Genomic DNA, 19,667 nt, shown 5'->3' with positions numbered 1-19,667 from the left:
CATCACAAGACCAGCGGACGGCGACATCTGATCGCCGTCCACTGCATCACTGCGCGACAGGCTATGCGCGGACCACCTCATCCGGCTGCAACAAGCCAGCCTGGTCCAGCTTATAGGCATAGGCTTCCTTCATCTTCAGGTTCCCGCTGTCCGTATAGACGAGCAGACGGTCGCCATCGGTGCGGGTCTTCACCATCCCGAATGCAGTTCGGCTGAAGCCGAAGAATTCGCCGCGCTTCTTGTCCTTGGTCTTGTCGGTGACGCGGGACCATCCCTCGACGTTGAAGAAAGCCACCAGCTCCGTCACCAGCACCAGCGGTTCCGGCACGCGCGACCACTTGCCCAGGGCACCCACCAGCGTCGCGCGCGGATGGATGTACTCCTTGCGCGCATTTTCATCGCCGCTGGAAATGATACTGACGACCGGCGCGACGGCCTGGATAAAGGCGCCGGAGAAATCGGCCGATCCATGATGCGGGACCTTGAACACCTCGGCCTTGAGGTTGATGTTGCCGCCATTGTGCTCGCGCGTGAGGTAGCGGCCGGCCTCGTCATTGAGATCGCCTGAGAACAGGTAGCTGATCCGCCCATAGGTCATGCGGAACACGATGGAGTGGCCGTTGATCGTATGCGAGGCCGACAGGCCGCTGGTCTTGAGATCGTCGACGTCGAGGGATTCATGCCCGATGCGCGGACCGCGCGGCGGCTTGCCGAGAAATTTGAGCGCGGGCTTGCCACCGACCTCCGTGGTCAGTGGCCCCAGCACCTCGACCTTGATGTCTTCCTCGTTGAAAAAATCGAAGGCGTCATTGTCCCCGATAGCGAGCCGCCTGAATTCGACTTTGGCGCGCTTGTTATAAGTCGCCAGCGCATTTTTCCAGGTCTTGAACGGCGCATTCATCTCGTCGTCATCGACCTTCAGCAGGTTGGTTTCGAGGCCAGTGAGAAACAGGTCTTTGCCGACTTTTCGGGTCGGACCGAGCATTGCCGCTTCCGGACGGTTCTTGCTGCCTTTCTTCTCCGGGCGCTTGACGATGCCATTGTGATAGACGCGCTTCGGCTGCATGAAGAGGCGCTTCCGCGGCGTCTTGTTCTCTTCCGACTTGAAGATTTCCGGCAGTCCGAGAAAGTGATCGGCATCGCCATGGGTGACGAGAATGCACTCGATCTCCTTGGGGCGGCTGAGCGAGGTGCCGCGGAAGCGGGATGCGAGATAGCGGGCGAATAGCTGATTGTCGCCGCCATCGACCAGCATCACCTTGCCCTGCGGCGACTCGATGACCGAGCCATCGCCCTGCTGGACATCGACGAAGTTGACCTTCAGCACCTTGTTCTGGCGGCGCGGGATGATGACATCCGCGAGCTTCAATCCTGATGTTTTGGACGGCTGGATGTAAGCGATGGTCTTTTCCGGCAGGATGCTGCCATCGTCCTGTTCGACGAAATCGACGGCCTCGATTTCGGCATAGTCGCGGGTCTGCTTGACGACACTGATCTCATCGCCCCAGGCGAGCGTCCTGATCAGTTTCTTCCGGTCTTTCTCCTGCCAGATATCGACGAGATCGACATTCACAACGAACTTGGTCGCCATAGTCGCAGCCCCCGGGGTTATTGACGTTTGGATCGTCCCCGCGAGGCTAGCAGCACAAAACCTGTAATTGCACCTCTATTTTCCACACCGCAGCAGCGGCCGGAGTAAACGAGGCGGCGCGGTGCGCTCCTGACCACACGCTTCAGCCGGAAGCCGATGCATCGCGCCGCCTTGTGCCGTCTTGCTACCAGGCGTAGCGGGCGACACCCTTGCCGGCATAACTGCGGCTGACGTCGGAGAACTCACCTTCGAAGGTCGCTGCGAATGTTAGGCCATTGGCGAAGGCCAGCTCGGCCGCTGCCGACGTCAGCGCCGTGTTGCTTGCCGGTCGCGCGCCGTTGACCACGAAGCTCGATCCCGGCAGCGACTGGAATGCCGCGCTGATATTGCGATCGGTGTTGATGTCATGCGCCCATGCTGCGCGGCCACGCAGTGTCAGGATCGCATCATTGAGCGCGTAGGACGTATCGCCGCGCAGGCCGAGCTCCGTGCGGGTCGCAGCAGCCCTCTTTGCCGCATAGGTCAGTGCCAGTCCTGTCGCGCCGACGGCGGTCTCCGCATAGGCCGGCAGATCGAACACCGTGACCTGGGCCGCCGCATAGGGCGTCACGCCGATGCGGCCGAGCGCCGGCAGCAGCCAGCGATGGCCGCCTTCGATGCGGGCCGAATAGGCATTGGCATCGAAGGACGCCCGCAACCGCTCGCTGGCCGGCAGAGTGAGAACGCGATCGGTGCTGACATCCTGCCAGCCATAAGCGACGGCCGTGGTGATATAAGCCGCAGCCATGTCATGACGCAGGAAGGCGCCGGCCTGGAACAGATCCGACCGGCCGGTGCCGTGGCCGGCCACGGAGAAATTCGTGCCGCCACCGGCGAGCGCGAAGCCGGCCAGCGTGGTCGGCGACAGCAGATAGTCGGCGCCCACCGCACCGCCTGCGATCGCGCCGGTGGTCCGCCCGGAGCCCACAACAGCATTGCCATCACTGGTCCGCGAACCGCCGAAGCCGGCCGCCCAGACATTCCACCGGTCTGCAAAGACGCGCGGCGGGGCCTTGGCGAACATGGCGTAAGCATCCCGTTCCGCCGGGCTGCGCTTGCGGCCATCGGCTGTGCGGGCAAATGCATCGCGATCTGCCGCAAAGCCGATGGCAGATGCCCCCGCCCCGGTGCGGCCGGCCGCGAAGGGATCGGTCATCACGCCCATGAACTGGCTCATGGCATCCACCGTCGTCTGCTGCACGCCGGTCGCGGTCTCGCCTGATACTTGCGTCAGCGCATGGAGCAGATCGTTGCCGGACAGTGCGAACAGCGCATCGATGCCGGGCGGCGTTGCCGTGTTGTTCACGAGGCCGCGATCGATGCCTGCTGCGACATTTCGCTGATTGATGGTGGGCATGCCCGGTAGCGTCGGCGACAGCAGGCCCGGATCCAGCGTCAGGATCACATCATTGCCCACATAACTCAGACGCGCATTGCGGGCATAATTGTTCGTGAGCATGACGCTATCGAATGTGCCAGTGAGCGTACCGGCCGTCATGATCGTGTAGCTGGTGGTCGCGGACAGACGCGTGAGTGAATCCACACTGACCTTGCCCGTGATGGTCGCAGTCCCGCCGACGATCGTCTTGTCGGACGCCGCGCCGGACACTTCAACCAGATAGGCAGCGGCTGCGGTCATGGTCAGGCCGGCACTCACGGTCAGCGCGCCAATCCCGTTGCCTGGCGCAAGCTCGCCGCCGCCAATCGCCGTTTTACCGACAATGCCGTTGCCGCCGAGACGACCGCCAGCAACGACGGTGAGACTGCTGGCCCCAGAGATATCGCCATCGACGCTGAGCGTACCGCTAGTGACATCGACCGTGCCGTCATAGATGCTGGTGCCGGTCAACGTCCAGTTCGATCCACCAAACTTTTTGAAGCTGGAGAAGCCCTGATATTGGAAAACAAGCTGCGAGACGTCGAATGTCGCGTTGCCTTCGCCGCCAAGCTCGAACCTGTTACTGCTGCCGCCGAGCACTGTGCCGGAAATCACTGATCCCGGTGCCAGCGTGAGCGTATTATTGCTACCCGTAAAGGTGATGGCGGCGGTGCCACCGCTGATCGTCCCGCCATTGTAAACGGATGAGCCACTTGCAGCCAGCGAGATGCCGGTCACGCCACCCGAGATTGAACCGAAATTCGAGATACTGGCCGCACCGGAGCTGTGGATGCCCGACGTGCCGCTCGAGATCACCCCAGTCGCTTCATTGCCCACGAATAAATCGCCGGTCGAATTGATACCGGCCGTCACCGTCCCCGAGATCGTACCAGCATTGCCGATCGTTCCGGATCCAACACTCACACCGACATCGCTGCCGCTCATCGTGCCCCCGGCACGATTGATCACGAATGCGAGCGTACCTTGGACAGCCAAGCCGGCCGTCGCCGTGATTGTCCCTTCATTGATGACCCAGATACTATTGCTGGCATACACGCCGCCACCGCCGGAAATCTGCCCCCCTGCATAGTTTGTAACGACCGCATCTGTAGTCGCGAAGATTCCGTTCCCGTTCCCGGCTCCGGTGATAGCGCCGTAATTATCGACTCTCGCCGCGCCCATCGTGAGGACACCGAATCTGCCCGATATACTCCCGCTCACGCCGTTCGTAACGAACGCATCTGTCGCACGTATTCCAGCAGACGTCGTTCCCGTGATGCTTCCATGGTTGTTGACCCACACCTGGTCTGTCGTTTGAACGCCGTAGAGTCCACCGCTGATCTGCGCACCGACCTCGCTCACCACAGAACCGCCGATCCCGGTCTGCAATCCGTTATCGTCACCGGTCACCGAGCTGCCTGCAGTCACCCGGATCGACATCCCGGTATCCAGGCTTGATCCATAGCCAGAGAACCCGTTCGAAGTTCCCGGTGCGCCAGCGCCCTGATTGATCGTTGTTCCCGTACAGACGGCACTCACATTGTTGGCGGGCATCGGCGTGCACGCCGCATCGGCGGAGCTTGCCGACATCAGCGCGAGGGATGACGCTACCGGAATGAGCGCGCCCGCGCGCTTCTGCAAATGGTTGAGACTGAACAAGACCATCACCCCGCCAAGAATTCCCTGCATCAAACACATTGCGGGGCTGCAGGATTCGCCGCGCCTGCGTAACGTGCCGATGGCGGGGCATGCGGGCGTCAACCGGCCGGTTGATCGATGCGGGTGGAGAGGCGCTTTTCGGATAGTGATGCTACACTGTGGCTCTACGGCATCACCTGCAGATATCGAAACTCGCGATGTAGAAACGGATCCACGGCGAACGGCTCGCCGCAAATATCCCGTATGCGACCATGCCGAGCAGCGCGATCCCACAAGCCATACGCGCCCGAACGCCAAAAGCCCGGCGCAAGGCCGGGCGTTCGTCTCCGGCGTGCATGTTACTTCTTGCGCGGATCGTCGGCGGGATCGACATAGGTGATCCCCTGAGGTCCGACGCCGTGAAGCTGAATTACCGTCTCTTCGGGAAACAGCGCATAATGCGTCATGCCTTTGGCGACGTAGGAATAGCCACCAGCTTTGACCGTCTCGACCTTCTTCTCGTCGAGCTTGTCGCCGGTGCCGATCTGGAACACGCCGGACAGGACCGTGACATTCTCGTCGTTCGGATGCGTATGCGCGGGGATGCGAAATCCGGCGGGCACCTTGAGGCGCACGACATACATGCCCTCCTTGGTCGGATCGCCCTTCACCACCGTGAACTGCGAGCCTTTGGCATAGGCCGCCGGCGCGATCCATGTGAGTGCATCGGCCTGAACCGTGGTGTGATGATCGCTCGCCGCGTGACTTTTGCCGATGCGATCCAGCATCAGCATGCCGACGGCCGACAGCACGCCGGCTGCCGCGCCGGCGATGAGAATGCGCTTGTCCATGATGTTTCCTCCCGGTGACGGCCATGCGCCGATACGCATGGGCAGCCCGAGTGTTTGGCGACATCAGGTCGCGATGGCGTCAACCGAATGGTTGATTCCGGAATTCTGCTCGCGCCAGCGCGCTGGCGGCAAACCGAATTCGCGCTTGAAGGCGCGGCTGAACGCCTCCTCGGACGCATAGCCGACATTGTGGGCCAGCTGCCCGATGGTCTTGCCGGTTTCTTTCAGATGCAGTTTCGCGGCCTGCAGACGCAGCGCGGTCTGATAGCGGATCGGCGATTGTCCGACCGTGGCGGTGAAGCGGTCCATGAAGGCGCTGCGCGACAGGCCGACCTGTTTTGCCAGCGATTCCGCGGACATCGGCGTGCTGATGCTGTCATGAATGAGCGCCAGCGCGCGGCCGATCACGGGATCCCGCAACCCGCGCAGCCAGCCCCCCTCGTCCTCACGCAGCGTCAGCGCATATTGCCGGACGGCCTCGACCAGCAGCAGTTCCGACAGTCGCGACATTACGCTCGACGCCGCGAGCCGGCCCGCGGCGAATTCGCTGGCGGCGAAACGCAGCGAGGCCTCGATCCAGTCACCTGATGTCCCCTCCCTGACATCCAGCATCAGCGTCTTGGGCAAGGTCGCAATCAGGGGACTGTAGGCGTCCTCGCTGGCGAGGAAGCCGCAGATCATGCGGGTATCGTCACCGCCGCCGCCATATCTGATACGTCGTGGTTCGCTCCCGGACACTGACGTGGCCCCGAGCAGGTCAGCGGCGCTGACAGGCGCGATACCAGGTGCGCTTGCGAGCAAGTGTTCGTCATTGCCGGGGAACAAGACGACCTGGCCTGCGTGAACCTCGACGGGCGTCTCGTCGCCGACCGTGATCAGCACCGATCCTTCCGTGACATAATGATAGCAAATCACCTGTTGGGGGTCGGCAGAAACCGCCTGCACTCATCCGCACTCATCTTCGCTTTCACGCACCACGGTGCGGTGAAATGCGCATCGACAAAAACTCCGCCGATGAGGCGCACCGACCTCAATACATCGGACAGCGGATCAACCATTCCTCGAACCTTCGATAGTTTGGACGTTCGGTCAGTGAAACCGGCCTTGCGATCATTCACGCGTGCCGCATGCTACTCTAACCCACAGCCTCCAAATCACAACCTGAGCGAAGCACGTGCACTAAGACGCAGCGCGGAATTGTTCGCCCATTTATTGGACAGGCACATATGACTACACTTACTGCAGAGCCGGACTACACAGCGATCAAGACTCGCCAGCAGGCCACATGGGCTTCCGGCGATTATGCTCTTGTCGGAACCACGCTGCAGCTCGTCGGCGAACGCCTGTGCGATGCGATCGACATTCGTGCCCATGAGCGCGTGCTCGACGTCGCCGCCGGCAATGGCAATGCGACGCTCGCCGCGGCACGTCACTATGCCGACGTGACCTCCACGGACTATGTGTCCGCGCTGCTGCAGCGCGGACAGGAACGCGCCCGCGCTGAACGCCTCGATGTCACCTTCAAGGAAGCCGATGCGGAGAACCTACCATTCGCGGATGGCACTTTCGATGTGGCGCTATCGACCTTCGGCGTGATGTTCACGCCCAATCAGGAGAAGGCCGCATCGGAGATGTCGCGCGTGGTGCGCCGGGGCGGCCGGATCGGCCTGGCGAACTGGACGCCGGCAGGTTTCATTGGCCAGATCTTCAAGACCATCGGCAAGCATGTTCCGCCGCCGGCCGGCGTGATGTCGCCGGCCCTGTGGGGCACCGAGGGACGCCTGAACGAGTTGTTTCCGAACCACGAGATCAACATCACCAGACGTATCTTCCATTTCCGCTATACCTCATCGCGGCATTGGCTGGATATCTTCAAGGCCTATTACGGCCCGACGCACAAAGCCTTCGCGGCGCTCGACACCGAAAAGCAGGCCGCATTGGAGGCGGACCTCATCGATGTGCTGGAACGGATGAACCGCGGCGGCGCGGGAACGCTGATCGTGCCCAGCGAATATCTCGAAGTCGTCATCGTCCGCTCCTGATCGTTCCATCTCTCCTCCATGCCGTGCGGCCGGCTTCCGACCGCACGGCATCAATATCGGGATCATCATGCTCGACCGGACCGTCTCCGATCTGATCGGTGGAATTTACGATACCGCGCTCGATCCGACCCTCTGGCCGGATGCGCTCGAACGACTGTCGGCGCATGTCGGCGGTTGCGGCGCGGGCATCTATTCGAAGAACTCCGTCGATCGCACGGCGGACATCGCTTACGACTTCGGCGTCGGCAGCGCGTTCCGGCAGAGCTATCTGGATACATATGTCCGCATGGACCCGACCACGGTCGGTTTCTATTTCTTCGACGTGGAGGACATCGTCACCATCGCCGACATCCTGCCGCGTGAAGAATTCATGAGCTCGCGGTTCTACGACGAATGGGTGAAGCCGCAGGGCTGGATCGACATGGCGACAGCGGTGCTGGAAAAATCCGCAACGAATTGCGGCGTGTTCAGTGTCTTCCGCCACGAAAGCCGCGGCCCCAGCGACGAAGCGATGCGGCAGCGGCTGACGATGCTGACGCCGCATATCCGCCGGGCCAACCAGATCGGCAACATTCTCCAGTCGCACAAGACAGACACGCGCTCGCTGACGGACACCCTCGACTGCCTCGCAGCCAGCCTGTTTCTGGTGGATGCCAATGGCCACCTCATTCAGGCCAATCTGAGCGGGCGGCAATTGCTCGCCGAAGGCACCGTGTTGCGCAGCTTCGGCCGCAGGCTCCGCGCCATCGACCCCGCCTCCGACGAGGCCATGCAGATGGCACTCGAACATGACGACACACAGACGGTCCCTGCACGGACCACGATTCCGATTTCATCTTCAGGCAACGGACATCATGTCCTGCATGTCCTGCCGCTGACATCCGAAGCGCGTCAGCGCAGCGGCATCGGTAGTGCGGCCAGGAAAGCGATCTTCGTCTCGCTAGCGGAGCTCGGCGCTCCGTTAACGCCAGACATCATCGCCCGCGTGTATGGCCTCACACCGAGCGAACTGCGCGTGTTGCTGGCGGTGTTCGAGGCCAATGGCGTGCCGGAGATTGCCGAAGCGCTCGATATTTCCGAAGCGACGGCAAAAACCCATCTGCATCGGTTGTTCGGCAAGACCGGCACCAAGCGGCAGGCCGATCTGGTGAAACTGGTCGCCGGCTTCGTTGGTCCGCATCGCTAGCCGCACGAACTGCGCCCGTGTAACGTCTGCCGTCACACAACGTGATTTGGACGGACGAGCGAGATGCGAATTGCAGTGATCGGAGCCGGTGCGGTCGGCTGTTACTATGGCGGCCAACTGCTGCGTGCCGGCCACGACGTTACGCTGGTCGGGCGGCGCGCGCATGTGGACGCCATCAATGCACGCGGCCTTCATTTCGAGAGCGCCACTTTCACCGGCTTCATCCCGGCCAAAGCCGTCACCGAGATCGCTGAACTCGCGTCCCCGGACCTGATCCTGCTCGCCGTCAAATCCGCCGACACGGACGAAGCTGCACGAGCGCTGCTGCCAGTGCTGAAGCCCGATACGATCGTGCTCAGCCTGCAGAACGGCGTCGATAATCCGCAGCGCCTGCGCGCCTTGCTCAGCCAGCCGGTGATCGCGGCCGCCGTCTATGTCGCGGCCGAAATGCCCGGCACGGGTCACATCAAGCACAATGGCCGCGGCGAGTTGATCATCGGCGCGTCCGATCGTAGCGCCCCAGTTGCGAAGCTGCTCACAGGTGCGGGCGTTCCAACGGAGATCGCGGACGATATCGACGCCGTGCAGTGGAGCAAGCTGCTCAACAACTGCGCCTATAACGCGCTGTCGGCCGTAGCGCAGATTTCTTATGGCGAGATGTTCAAGGTGAGTGGCGTGCCGGAACTTGTGACCACCACGGTTCAGGAATGCATGGCGGTGGCAAAAGCCAGCGGCGTGGCGCTGCCGGACGGTCTGCTCGACAATATTCTCGGCCTCGCCGCCACCATGCCGAAACAGCTGTCGTCAACGGCACAGGATCTCGCACGTGGTAAGCCGTCGGAGATCGACTTTCTCAACGGCTTCATCGTGCGCAAGGGCAAGGAACTGGGCGTTCCGACGCCAGCCAATCTCGCTTTGCACGTGATGGTCAAACTTGCCGAGCGGACAGGCGTGCGGCAAGCGTGATCGTCACGCCGAGACGTGATCCGTCCCGACTGTGCACGATCCCGCTGGATCTCAGCCGAACACTTTCGACAGGTCCTGATGCAGCTGTTTCATGCCGGCGGGCCCGTTGAAGATGTCCTTCACTTCGGCCAGTGCCTGCTGCGTCATCGCCTCTTCCGACCGCAAACCCTGCGCCGCCGTGGCGAGAATGCGGCAGGCAATGGCGGCCTGGTTGGTCGATGTCCGGTGCTGCGGGGGAACCTTGGCGACGACCTTGTGCAGGACCTCACGCATCAGGGCGATGGTATCGGGATCGTAGGATGCCGTCATGAACGCCTCCCGGTTTATTCTTATGTAGGAACGCTACACCCGTCTTCAATTTCGCGGTGCTAACATTCGCGTGTTGCAGCCCGATGCCGCACCTGCGCACGGCACGACCGTCAGCCGGCGCGGGCGATCGTATCCACCGCCGACGGCTGGGCGAAGGTCACGCAATTGCGGCCGGAACTCTTCGAGGCGTAGAGCGCCTTGTCGGCCGCCAGCGCCAGCGCGCTCGGGTCGTCGCCGGTCTCGCCGATGGCGATCCCTACGCTGGCGCCGATGGTCAGTTCGAGGTCGACCATCGCAAAAGGCTCGGACAGGATCTTGACGATGCGGCGCCCCAGCAGCATCGCCTCGTCGCGATTGGCGACCGCGCATTGCACGACCAGAAACTCGTCACCGCCCATGCGGACGGCAAAATCTCCGTCCCGCAACATGCCGCTGAGCCGGCCTGCCACCGCCTGCAGCAAAGCGTCGCCGATGGGATGGCCGTATCGGTCGTTCACGACCTTGAAGCCGTCGAGATCGATGCTCTGAACCGCCATCAGCTCGCTATATCCCTGCGAGCGGGTGGCAGTGAGGATGAGCTTTTCCTGGAAGCCGAGGCGGTTGGCCAGTCCCGTCAACGGATCGTGCCGCGCGAGCATGGCGAACTGATGCTTGAGCGAAATCTGCTCGACGGTCTGGCGATACAGGAAACTGACCGTCTCGAAACTGCCCAGCAGGAAAGCCAGCAGGATCACCGTATAGAACAGGAAGCTGCCCTCGATCCGACCAATTGCGGACACGGCCGTCGGCAGCGCGACCATCATCAGTGCCGGCAACGCAATCGCGGGGCGCGCGGAAATCCGGCATACGATCCCGGCCGCATAACCGAACACGAGCGCCGTGGTCAGCAATTGATGGGCTGAACTGGTGCCGCGGAACGCGACGAAGCCAAGCAGGCCGATCAGGGATGCGAAGACGAAGCTGCTGCCGCCATAGAGATATTCCCAGCGGCGCGACTCCGCTGGCGAGAAACCGCCGCGCGGCTTGCGCTTGTTGTAGAGAACGTCACAAGCGATCCGGAAAACGGTCACCGCGGCGCCGACCGCGCTGAGCACGCCGAGCCACATATTGCCGGACGCGCTGGCCATATGGGCGGCCACGATCGCCAGGGTGAAACCGGAGATCGCCAGCGGCACCCGGGTCTGAAAACACATATCGACGAGTTCGACCCGGACATGATCCGGAACGTCCGCGAATGCCCTACGCCACAAACCCTGCACCACAGTCCTCACTCCCAAGGACATCCGGGTACCAAGCAAAGCTGAAGGATCACGGAGTGCCATTGTTCAAATTGTAGAGAACACGAGGGTGACGTCGGAAAACCGCTCGGGAGGTCTCTGCGAGATCGTCCCTGATGCACCGACGACACAGGGATGCTACCAAGAATCATGCGTCTTTTCATCTTCGGTGTCGGTTACAGCTGCGAATATTTCCTACGGTTCCATGCCGGCGATGTCGAGCGCATTGGCGGCACCGTGCGCAGCGATGCGCGCCGGCGCGCGCTCGCAAGCCTGAATGCCGATCTGCATATATTTGACGAAGATCATGCCGATCCGCTCATTGCCGAGCGGCTAGCGGAGGCCGACCGGATCATCGTGTCGGTGCCGCCGGGCGCGGACGGCGATCCCGTGCTGTCGCGCTTTGGCCAGCAACTGGCCGCCGGTACCGCCCGCGTGATCTATCTTTCGACCGTCGGTGTGTATGCCGACCACGCCGGCGGCTGGATCGACGAAGCCGCCACGGCCGTGGCCGACGAAGGCAGACGTGGCCTGCGGACGCGTGCGGAAGCCGCCTGGCAGGCCGCCTGCCCCGATCGCGTCAGTATCCTGCGCCTTGCTGGGATCTACGGGCCGGGCCGCAATGCCTTGCGCAACCTGCGGGACGGCCGGGCGCACCGGATCGTCAAACCCGGACAGGTGTTCAACCGTATTCATGTGGATGACATCGCGAGGGCCATCAATGCAGCCGTCGCCGCTGACAAAGGCGGCATCTGGAATATCTGCGACGACGAGCCTGCGCCGCCGCAGGATGTGGTGACCTATGCCGCTCAGCTGATGGGGATGGCCCCGCCGCCGGAACAGGATTTCGACACGGCCGACCTCAGCCCAATGGCCCGCAGCTTTTATGCGACGAGCAACCGCATCTCCAATGCCCGGCTCCGGCAGGAGCTTGGCATCGACCTCGCCTTTCCGGATTATCGTAGCGGTCTCAAGGCATTGTGGAACGCCGGCGAAGGCCGCTAGTTTGCTCCGAACAGGTTCAATGACCGGACATCGGCCCCGATGGATCAAATCACCCCCGTTTCCGCACATCCCGAGCTGACGCACCCCAAACCGGGCATTGTCGGTGCGGCCGTCTATGCCAAGGGGCGGAAGGTCAAGGAACTCGAGGGGATCGCGGACGCCAAGAAGTGGACAACCAAGCCCGGCCATGTGGTCTGGATCGGCCTGTTCGAGCCGTCCGACGACCTGCTGCATGAGATCCAGCAGCAATTCGACCTGCATCCGCTGGCTATCGAGGATGCGCACAAGGCGCATCAGAGGCCTAAGCTCGAGCAATATGGCAAGGCCCTGTTCGTGGTCGCCCGGACCGCGCAACTGATCGACGGCCGCATCGCCTTTGGCGAAACGCATATGTTTGTCGGGCCGCGTTATGTGGTGACCGTGCGCCACGGTGCGTCCAGTTCCTACCGCGCCGTGCGTGAGCGCGCCGAGTCCTGCCCGACCACCCTGGCCAATGGCGAGGACTTCATCCTGTACTCGGTGCTGGATTTCATCGTGGATGAATATGCGCCGGTGCTCGACCAGATACGGACCGAGGTCGAAGCGCTGGAAGACAGCCTGTTGAAGCGCACCTTGTCCTCGCACCAGATCGAGCGGCTCTACTTGTTGCGTCGTGACCTGCTGCGTCTGCGGGATGCGGCCGCGCCGCTGGCCGAGGTCTGCCATCGCATCGAACATGCCGAAGTGGTGCAGATCGATCCCGAGATGCAGCCGCTGTTTCGCGACGTGACCGACCACATCCACCGGGTCAAAGAAGACATCAACAGCCTCCGCGAGGTACTGGCCTTTGCATTCGAGGCCAGCCTCATGCTCGGCCAGGCTCAACAGACCGACGTCACGCGGCGGCTGGCGGCATGGGCCGCCATCCTCGCCGTCCCCACTGCGCTGGCCGGCATCTACGGCATGAACTTCGACAACATGCCCGAACTCAAATGGCACTACGGATACTTCGCGGTTCTCTGCGTGATCGGCAGTATCTGCGCGGGATTGTACTGGCGTTTCCGACGCAACGGCTGGATTTAGCCCGGGATTTCAGGCAAATGCTGGCGGTCTGGCGAAAGTCGCCTACCTCGCTGTGAGGCGATCGTCGGCACTATCGGCCTCCCCGCCTGCTCCGAACCTCAACCCAACCGCGTGATGCACAACTTCCTGATCAAGGTCGGTCTTCGCTTCGAAGATCCGCACGACGAGCGCCGCTTCATGCGCAGCTTCGTGCGGGGCGATCTGCGTTTCACGCAGGCGGCGATGGTGCTGGGCGCGATCGTCTACTGCGCTTTCGCGATCTGGGACTGGATACTCGATCCCGTGGCCTGGACCACCAGCTTCGCGATCCGCGGCGCGGTGGCCGGCTTTGTCCTGCTGCCGCTGACGGCACTGCTGTTCGTGCCGCGGGCGCAGCGCTTCGCGGAGTGGATCTACCTGATCTATTGCGTCGTGCCCGGCTGCGTTCTCAGCCTGATCTATCTCGTCATTGATCGCGGCTTCGAGCACGCCACGGCAGGCATGATCATTGTCATCCTGTTCGTCTCGACACTGCTGCCGCTGCGCCTGCCGTCGCTGATGCTGTTCTGCATCTCGACCTGGGGCGTCTTCATCACTTGCGAATCCTACGCGACCTATCTCACCGAAGGCCTGCGCTTCATCAATAATTTCGAGATCAGCTTCGCCTATATCCTGTCGCTCTATGCCGTCGGCGCCCGCGAATTCCGCGCACGCCAGCAGTTTCGCACCGCCGAGGCGTTGCGGATCGAGAAGGAGCGGTCCGAAGCATCATTAGTCGAACTGCGCAACACCCAGGGACAGCTCGTGCAGGCGGAGAAGCTGGCCTCGCTGGGCCAGCTCGTCGCCGGTGTCGCGCATGAAGTGAGCACGCCGCTCGGCCTGGCATTGACGACAACGACGGCGATGGACGGTGAATTGAGCCGGCTCGCCACGACCATCCAGTCCGGCCAGGTGCGCCGTTCGGAGCTGACGCAGAGCATCGCCCGCATGCGCGAGGGCATGAAGCTCCTGTTCGACAATCATCATCGCGCGGCTGACCTGGTGCATAGCTTCAAGCAGGTGGCGACCGATGAAGCCGATGAAGAGCGGCGCAGCTTCGACATGTGCGAATGGCTCTGCGAGATCATGAGCACGCTGCAGCCTTTGCTCAGCCGCCGCGGACATCAGGTCAGCGTTCATTGCGAGGATGGCATCACCGCCGACACCTATCCCGGCGCGCTGGCGCAGGTCATTCGCAATCTCTCGCTCAATGCGGTGATCCATGGATACCCGGACAGGCAGATCGGCGAGATCACCATTGCCGTGACGCGCCTCGATAGCGCGCGGATGCGGATCACCGTGACCGATGACGGCGCCGGCATCGACGCCGACGATCTCCCCAAAGTGTTCGATCCGTTCTTCACCACGCGGCGCGACAAAGGCAGCACCGGACTCGGGCTGCATATCGTGTTCAATCTCGTGGTCTCGACCCTGAAGGGACAGATCGACCTCGCCAGCACGCCCGGCGACGGCACTCGCGTTACACTGGATCTGCCACTGCAACCCGAGGCGCTACAGCCGGCGGCGTAAGCTGCAGTGGCATGGTGGGCACGATGTCGGCGATGACCGGCAGATGATCCGAGATCGCGCGCGCGGCTGGATCGGTGAAACTATCGATGATCTTGACGTTGCGGCCATAGATCCGGTCGAGCCGCATCAGCGGCCAGCGCGATGGAAAGGTGCGGTGGCGCGTGCGTTCCGGAAATGTCTGCGCCAGCGACTTGCGCACCGAATTGACCCAGAACCAGTCGTTGAAATCCCCGATGATAACGGACGGATGCGCGGGCTCATGCGCCAGCGTGAGCAACTTGCCGGTCTGCTGCCGCCGCTCGCCGATGCTGAGGCCGAGATGCGTGGCGATCACACGGAATACGCCGCCCTTGGTCGCGACATCGGCGACCACGGCACGGCGCGGCTCGTGCTCGCCATAGGAGATATCGTGGATCTCCGGCGGCGCGGCCCATGGCCAGCGGCTGATCAGCATCTGGCCATAGTCGCCGTCGGTGGTGGCGATGGATTTGATACCGACGCTGTGGCCACCCAGCGCCTCTTCCAGAATGAGAAACGGATTGATCCCGCCGCCACGCGAGTCGATCTCCTGCAGCGCCACCACATCCGGCGACCATTTACGGATCAGCGCGATCACGCCGGGCAGATCGAATTTCGGATTGAGCGCAAACGTGCCGTGCACGTTCCACGTCATGATGCGGATGGAGGGCGCGATCACCGGCGGCGGCTCCACCACGTCACCACGAATTGCGCGCCGATGGAGAATGCGACCCACACCGCGATGCCGAGCAGCAGCAGCGCCACGCTGCCCCAGGATGGATTGCGCAGGAGATCGGCAATCTGCGAGCCGAACACCGACATGGCGATGAGGCCCGGCGCCATGCCGATCACCGTGCCGATGATGAAATCGCGAAACCGCACGCCGCTGGCACCGGCTGCCATATTGACCAGCGAGAACGGCGCCAACGGCAGCATGCGGATCAGCACCACGGCGATGACGCCATTGCCGACGATCTTGTTCTGGATGCGCCGCAGCCGCGGCCCGAGCATCCGCTGTACCGGCTTGATGCCGACGATGCGCCCGACCGCATACAGCAGCGAGGCGCTCGCAAGCGTGCCGAGCAGCGCGGATCCGAGGCCGATCCATGGCCCCAGCGCTGCAGCCGTCACCGCGATCATCACCGTGACCGGAAACAGCACCGCGCCGCCGATGACGAAGCCGGCGACGATCAGGAGCGGCGCCCAGGGCGAGCCCTCGATGGAGCGCAGCGTTGCCAGTAGCGTATCGGCATCGGTGAACTGATAGAGCGGCGTAAAGCGCCACATGGCGGCAATCGCACCGACCGCCCCGACCAGCGCTAGCAGTTTGATCGATGTCGGCACCGTGGCCCGCGCGGCACGCTCCAGCCCGAGCGGCCGCAACGGATCGGCGACCGGCGTGACGAAGTCCACGATCTCCCTGGCGTCGGGAATGCCGTCTTCCACCGGCTGCAAGCTGGCGCCATTTTCGCGCAACGTCGTCGCGGTTTCGATCAGCGAGCCGATCTGCGTCAGGCGTTCCGCGACTTCGTCTGCCGTCACGCCGCAGAAATGTGCGAGATGGCGGTCGCGGATGTCCGCAATCCGTTGTCGCTCATCGGCATTGGCCGCTTCGATCACCAGATCGCATTCGGAATCCGCGCCCATGGAGCGGTTGTTGAGATTGGCGGAGCCGATACGCAGAAAGCGATCGTCGACGATCATGACCTTCGCATGCACCATGACCGCGGCGGTGACATGATCCTCGGTCGCCTGCGGATGCAGCAAGCGCACGCGGTCGGCAACGCCGGCATCGTCGAACACTTTCATGAATTCGAGCCGGCCATTGCGCATGGTGCGCGCCTCGATCCACGACGCGTGCGTTTTCGGCGCGATCAGCAGCAGTTCGAGTTTCGGCTTCCGCTTGAGCTGCTCGGCCAATTTGCGGGCGATATGTTCGGCGCTGAGAAACTGGTTCTCGATATAGATCATCCGCTCGGCGGCTTCGATGGACGCCATGAACAGGCGATCGACTTCATTGACCGCCGGTTTGCCGCGCGCATAGGGCTCGGTGCGCGCAATGCCGATCATCGCCTGTTCGAAATCCGGTGCAAATCCATCCGGCCACAGCGCACGCGCAGGGCCGAGCTCCGGGGCCGCGCCGCAATTGGCGCAGGACCAGCGTTGCCGCACCAGTTCTGCAAGGCACCGCGCGGCGTCGCCATCCACCACCATCTGCACATCGTGAAACGGCGGATAGGCTTCGCCTGCGGGATCGACGCGACTAGGTGCTATGGCGGCATGTTCATCCGTGTCCCAGCGGCGGATGGTGAGGTCGAGGCCGCCGGAAAAGGCGACGCTGTCATCCACCACCACGATCTTCTGATGCTGCGCCGAGCCGGTGGGCAGGCAGTCGTCATAACAGAAGATCAGCCGGTCACTGTTCGGCACGCTGAATTTGGCCGACGGAAACCACTCGCGCTCGCCGGCATACAGCACCGGCGAATTCCAGATCAGCAGATGGATGTGGAGATCGGGCCGCTCATTAAGCAGCGCATGCAGGAACGGGCCGAATTCGCGAGGATAGCCGTCGTCGGCATCGCCGGATGGGCCGACCAGCGGCGTGCGACTGTGCACGTCCCAGCCGACGATGAAAACCGAGCGCTGCGCCTTCAGCAGGCAGCGGCGCAGGGCAAGAAAGTAGTTCGCAGCATCATTGAGGACGGCGGCACGCCGACACGACACGTGGCGCCAGACTGTCCGGCCTTCCACGATGATGCTGTCCGTCTGCGGACGCGCTTTTTCGAGGATGGCCTGGGACTGCACAATGAAAGACCTGCGTCATGGGGATACCCCATGGGAACGCAGGTCGATGCGGGAGGTTCCGTAGCCCGGATGGAGCGCAACGCAATCCGGGAATCAGAACATCAGCAAATCGCTGGTTCCCGGATTTCGCTTCGCTCCATCCGGGCTACAGGTTCCGCGCCTCAGAACCCGAGCGCCATGCCGTCCTTGCGATGATCCGAGGCGCCGAGCAGCACGCCGCGCTTGTAGTCGATCTGGATCGCCTGGGCGCCGCCGATGCCGGCTTCCATCATCTGCAGCTTGTGGCCGCGCGCGGCGAGTTCGTTGCGAACCGCTTCCGGGATCGTGTTCTCGACCTGCAATATGCCGTTGGTCGCGAACGAGCGCGGCGCTTCGGCGGCTTCCTGGATGTCCATGCCGAGGTCGAGCACATTGGACATGTATTGTGCGTGGCCGGTGGCCTGATAGTGCCCGCCCATCACACCGAACGGCATGATCGCGCGACCATCCTTCATCAGCATGCCCGGAATGATCGTGTGCATCGGGCGCTTGCGTGGGCCGAGCGAATTCACATGGCCCGGTGCTGCGCGAAAACTCCAGCCGCGGTGATGCAGCAGCACGCCCGACTTCTTGGCATAGATGCCGCTGCCGAACGGGCCGAACAGCGAATTGATCAGCGACACCGCATTGAGGTCGCGATCGACGACGGTCAGATACACCGTGTCCTTGTGGATGACGGAATCCCACTCTTCTTCCGGCGAGGCCTTCTTCATGTCGATCTTGGCGCGGAGATCGCCGATGAACTGATCCGACAGGAAGCGTTCGACGTCGGTCTTTGCCACGGCCGGATCGCAGAAATAGGCGTCGCGGGTGCGGTAGGCCGCCTTGGTGGCTTCGGCGAGCACATGGATGCGATCGGCTTCGCTCAGGTTCTTGATGTCGTAGCCGGCCAGGATGCGCAGGATCATCAGCGCAGCGACGCCCTGCCCGTTCGGCGGGATTTCGGTGACGTCATGGCCCTGATAGCTGGTGGACACCGGCGTCACGTAATCGGAGCGCTGGGCGTCGAAATCATCGGCTTCGTGGGCGCCACCGACAGCGCGCAGCGTGGTGATGATGTCGTCCGCCACCTGGCCCTGGTAGAAGCCGTTGCGACCCTCGCGCGCGACACGGCGCAGCGTGGCGGCAAGCGCCGGCTGCACGCGCTTGTCGCCGATCGCCGGTGCATGGCCGCCCGGCAGATATTGCGCGGCGCAGTCCGCATGGGCCTCCAGCTTGCGGCGCCACTTGGCCCAGTCCATCGACACACGCGGCGTGATGATGAAGCCATTCTCGGCGGCGTCGATGGCCGCTGCGAAAACCTCGGCCAGCGGCTTCGACCCGTGATCCCTGCTCAGCGTGCACCAGGCATCGATGGCGCCGGGCACGGTGACGGTCTCGACGCAGGTCTCTGGAATGTCGCGCTGGCCGCTATTGGCATATTTTTCGGAATCGATCTTGGCCGGGGTGCGGCCGGAGCCGTTCAGCGCGACCGGAGCACCGCCCTTCGGCGAATAGAGCGCAAAACAGTCGCCGCCGATGCCGGTCATCGCGGGATCGACCACGCATTGCACGGCCACAGCCGCCAGCGCAGCGTCGATGGCATTACCGCCCGACTTCAGCATCTCCACCGCAGCCAGAGTGGCCAGCGGATGGGAAGTTGCGGCCATCCCGTGCTCGGCAACGGCGACGGAACGGGCAACGGCCATGAAGTCACGCATGATGGTCCTCGAATGGTTGGTGGCATACCAGAACAGTTGTCCCCCAATACATCCGGAGCGCGCGTTTGTGAATGCAGCGTGACGAACAAAAAGCCGACACGGAACGCTCCATTTGTCGCCACCCGCGAAAGCGGGTGGCCCAGTAAACACTGGCGGATATGCTGCAGCACAACCGCCGGTGTTTACTGGATTGCCCGGTCAAGCCGGGCAACG

Annotated in this window: 15 protein-coding genes; 6 read left to right on the top strand and 9 right to left on the bottom strand. The window is 62.8% G+C overall.

Annotated elements, in window-relative coordinates; genetic code table 11:
• Positions 1 to 61: 61 nt before the first annotated feature.
• The 4 genes from RPMA_RS06635 to RPMA_RS06620 all read right to left on the bottom strand — a co-directional run bounded on the left by RPMA_RS06635 (position 62) and on the right by RPMA_RS06620 (position 6,379).
• Entirely contained in the window at positions 62 to 1,591 is a 1,530-nt protein-coding gene (locus RPMA_RS06635) for a ComEC/Rec2 family competence protein (RefSeq protein WP_211912077.1), read from the bottom strand.
• Between the two features lie 184 nt (positions 1,592 to 1,775).
• Positions 1,776 to 4,667, bottom strand: coding sequence for an autotransporter outer membrane beta-barrel domain-containing protein (locus RPMA_RS06630; protein ID WP_211912076.1), 2,892 nt, complete (start codon positions 4,665 to 4,667; stop codon positions 1,776 to 1,778).
• A gap of 338 nt (positions 4,668 to 5,005) precedes the next feature.
• Positions 5,006 to 5,497 carry a cupin domain-containing protein gene (locus RPMA_RS06625; protein ID WP_211912075.1) on the bottom strand — a complete coding sequence of 164 codons (492 nt, stop codon included), beginning with the start codon at positions 5,495 to 5,497 and terminating at the stop codon, positions 5,006 to 5,008.
• A gap of 63 nt (positions 5,498 to 5,560) precedes the next feature.
• A complete protein-coding gene (locus tag RPMA_RS06620) occupies positions 5,561 to 6,379 on the bottom strand; it encodes an AraC family transcriptional regulator (RefSeq protein WP_211912074.1) in 819 nt (272 codons plus the stop codon).
• A gap of 344 nt (positions 6,380 to 6,723) precedes the next feature.
• Here RPMA_RS06620 and RPMA_RS06615 point away from each other — a divergent pair, with 344 nt between their 5' ends.
• From RPMA_RS06615 to RPMA_RS06605, 3 genes are all read left to right on the top strand, one after another.
• Entirely contained in the window at positions 6,724 to 7,539 is an 816-nt protein-coding gene (locus RPMA_RS06615) for a class I SAM-dependent methyltransferase (protein ID WP_211912073.1), read from the top strand.
• Between the two features lie 67 nt (positions 7,540 to 7,606).
• Positions 7,607 to 8,725, top strand: a complete 1,119-nt coding sequence (locus RPMA_RS06610; RefSeq protein WP_211912072.1) for a helix-turn-helix transcriptional regulator — start codon at positions 7,607 to 7,609, stop codon at positions 8,723 to 8,725.
• Positions 8,726 to 8,788: 63 nt separating this feature from the next.
• The gene (locus RPMA_RS06605; RefSeq protein WP_211912071.1) at positions 8,789 to 9,691 is read left to right on the top strand and encodes a ketopantoate reductase family protein; all 903 of its coding nucleotides are present in this window, start codon (positions 8,789 to 8,791) and stop codon (positions 9,689 to 9,691) included.
• Between the two features lie 51 nt (positions 9,692 to 9,742).
• On the opposite strand, the gene RPMA_RS06600 is transcribed toward RPMA_RS06605, so the two are convergent.
• Together RPMA_RS06600 and RPMA_RS06595 are read right to left on the bottom strand one after the other, a co-directional pair.
• The gene (locus tag RPMA_RS06600) at positions 9,743 to 10,000 is read right to left on the bottom strand and encodes a hypothetical protein (RefSeq protein WP_211912070.1); all 258 of its coding nucleotides are present in this window, start codon (positions 9,998 to 10,000) and stop codon (positions 9,743 to 9,745) included.
• A 110-nt stretch (positions 10,001 to 10,110) separates the two neighbouring features.
• On the bottom strand, positions 10,111 to 11,262 hold the full coding sequence (locus RPMA_RS06595) for a GGDEF domain-containing protein (protein ID WP_211912069.1): 1,152 nt from the start codon (positions 11,260 to 11,262) through the stop codon (positions 10,111 to 10,113).
• 165 nt (positions 11,263 to 11,427) lie between these two features.
• On the opposite strand from RPMA_RS06595, the gene RPMA_RS06590 reads away from it, so the two are divergent.
• The 3 genes from RPMA_RS06590 to RPMA_RS06580 all read left to right on the top strand — a co-directional run bounded on the left by RPMA_RS06590 (position 11,428) and on the right by RPMA_RS06580 (position 14,892).
• On the top strand, positions 11,428 to 12,282 hold the full coding sequence (locus tag RPMA_RS06590) for a Rossmann-fold NAD(P)-binding domain-containing protein (RefSeq protein WP_211912068.1): 855 nt from the start codon (positions 11,428 to 11,430) through the stop codon (positions 12,280 to 12,282).
• Between the two features lie 39 nt (positions 12,283 to 12,321).
• Entirely contained in the window at positions 12,322 to 13,344 is a 1,023-nt protein-coding gene (corA, locus tag RPMA_RS06585) for a magnesium/cobalt transporter CorA (RefSeq protein WP_211912067.1), read from the top strand.
• A 114-nt stretch (positions 13,345 to 13,458) separates the two neighbouring features.
• Positions 13,459 to 14,892, top strand: a complete 1,434-nt coding sequence (locus tag RPMA_RS06580; RefSeq protein ID WP_211912066.1) for a sensor histidine kinase — start codon at positions 13,459 to 13,461, stop codon at positions 14,890 to 14,892.
• Here RPMA_RS06580 and RPMA_RS06575 read toward each other — a convergent pair.
• The 3 genes from RPMA_RS06575 to ggt form a co-directional block, all read right to left on the bottom strand.
• Positions 14,843 to 15,589, bottom strand: a complete 747-nt coding sequence (locus tag RPMA_RS06575) for an endonuclease/exonuclease/phosphatase family protein (RefSeq protein ID WP_249225578.1) — start codon at positions 15,587 to 15,589, stop codon at positions 14,843 to 14,845. The genes RPMA_RS06580 and RPMA_RS06575 overlap by 50 nt on opposite strands.
• Positions 15,586 to 17,715 carry a VTT domain-containing protein gene (locus tag RPMA_RS06570; RefSeq protein ID WP_249225577.1) on the bottom strand — a complete coding sequence of 710 codons (2,130 nt, stop codon included), beginning with the start codon at positions 17,713 to 17,715 and terminating at the stop codon, positions 15,586 to 15,588. Before RPMA_RS06570 ends, RPMA_RS06575 begins: the two co-directional genes overlap by 4 nt.
• 161 nt (positions 17,716 to 17,876) lie before the next feature.
• On the bottom strand, positions 17,877 to 19,454 hold the full coding sequence (ggt, locus tag RPMA_RS06565) for a gamma-glutamyltransferase (RefSeq protein WP_211912065.1): 1,578 nt from the start codon (positions 19,452 to 19,454) through the stop codon (positions 17,877 to 17,879).
• Between the last annotated feature and the right edge of the window lie 213 nt (positions 19,455 to 19,667).

The sequence above is a fragment of the Tardiphaga alba genome (assembly GCF_018279705.1).
Lineage (GTDB): Bacteria > Pseudomonadota > Alphaproteobacteria > Rhizobiales > Xanthobacteraceae > Tardiphaga > Tardiphaga alba.
This window is presented reverse-complemented; position numbering and strand designations above follow the sequence as displayed.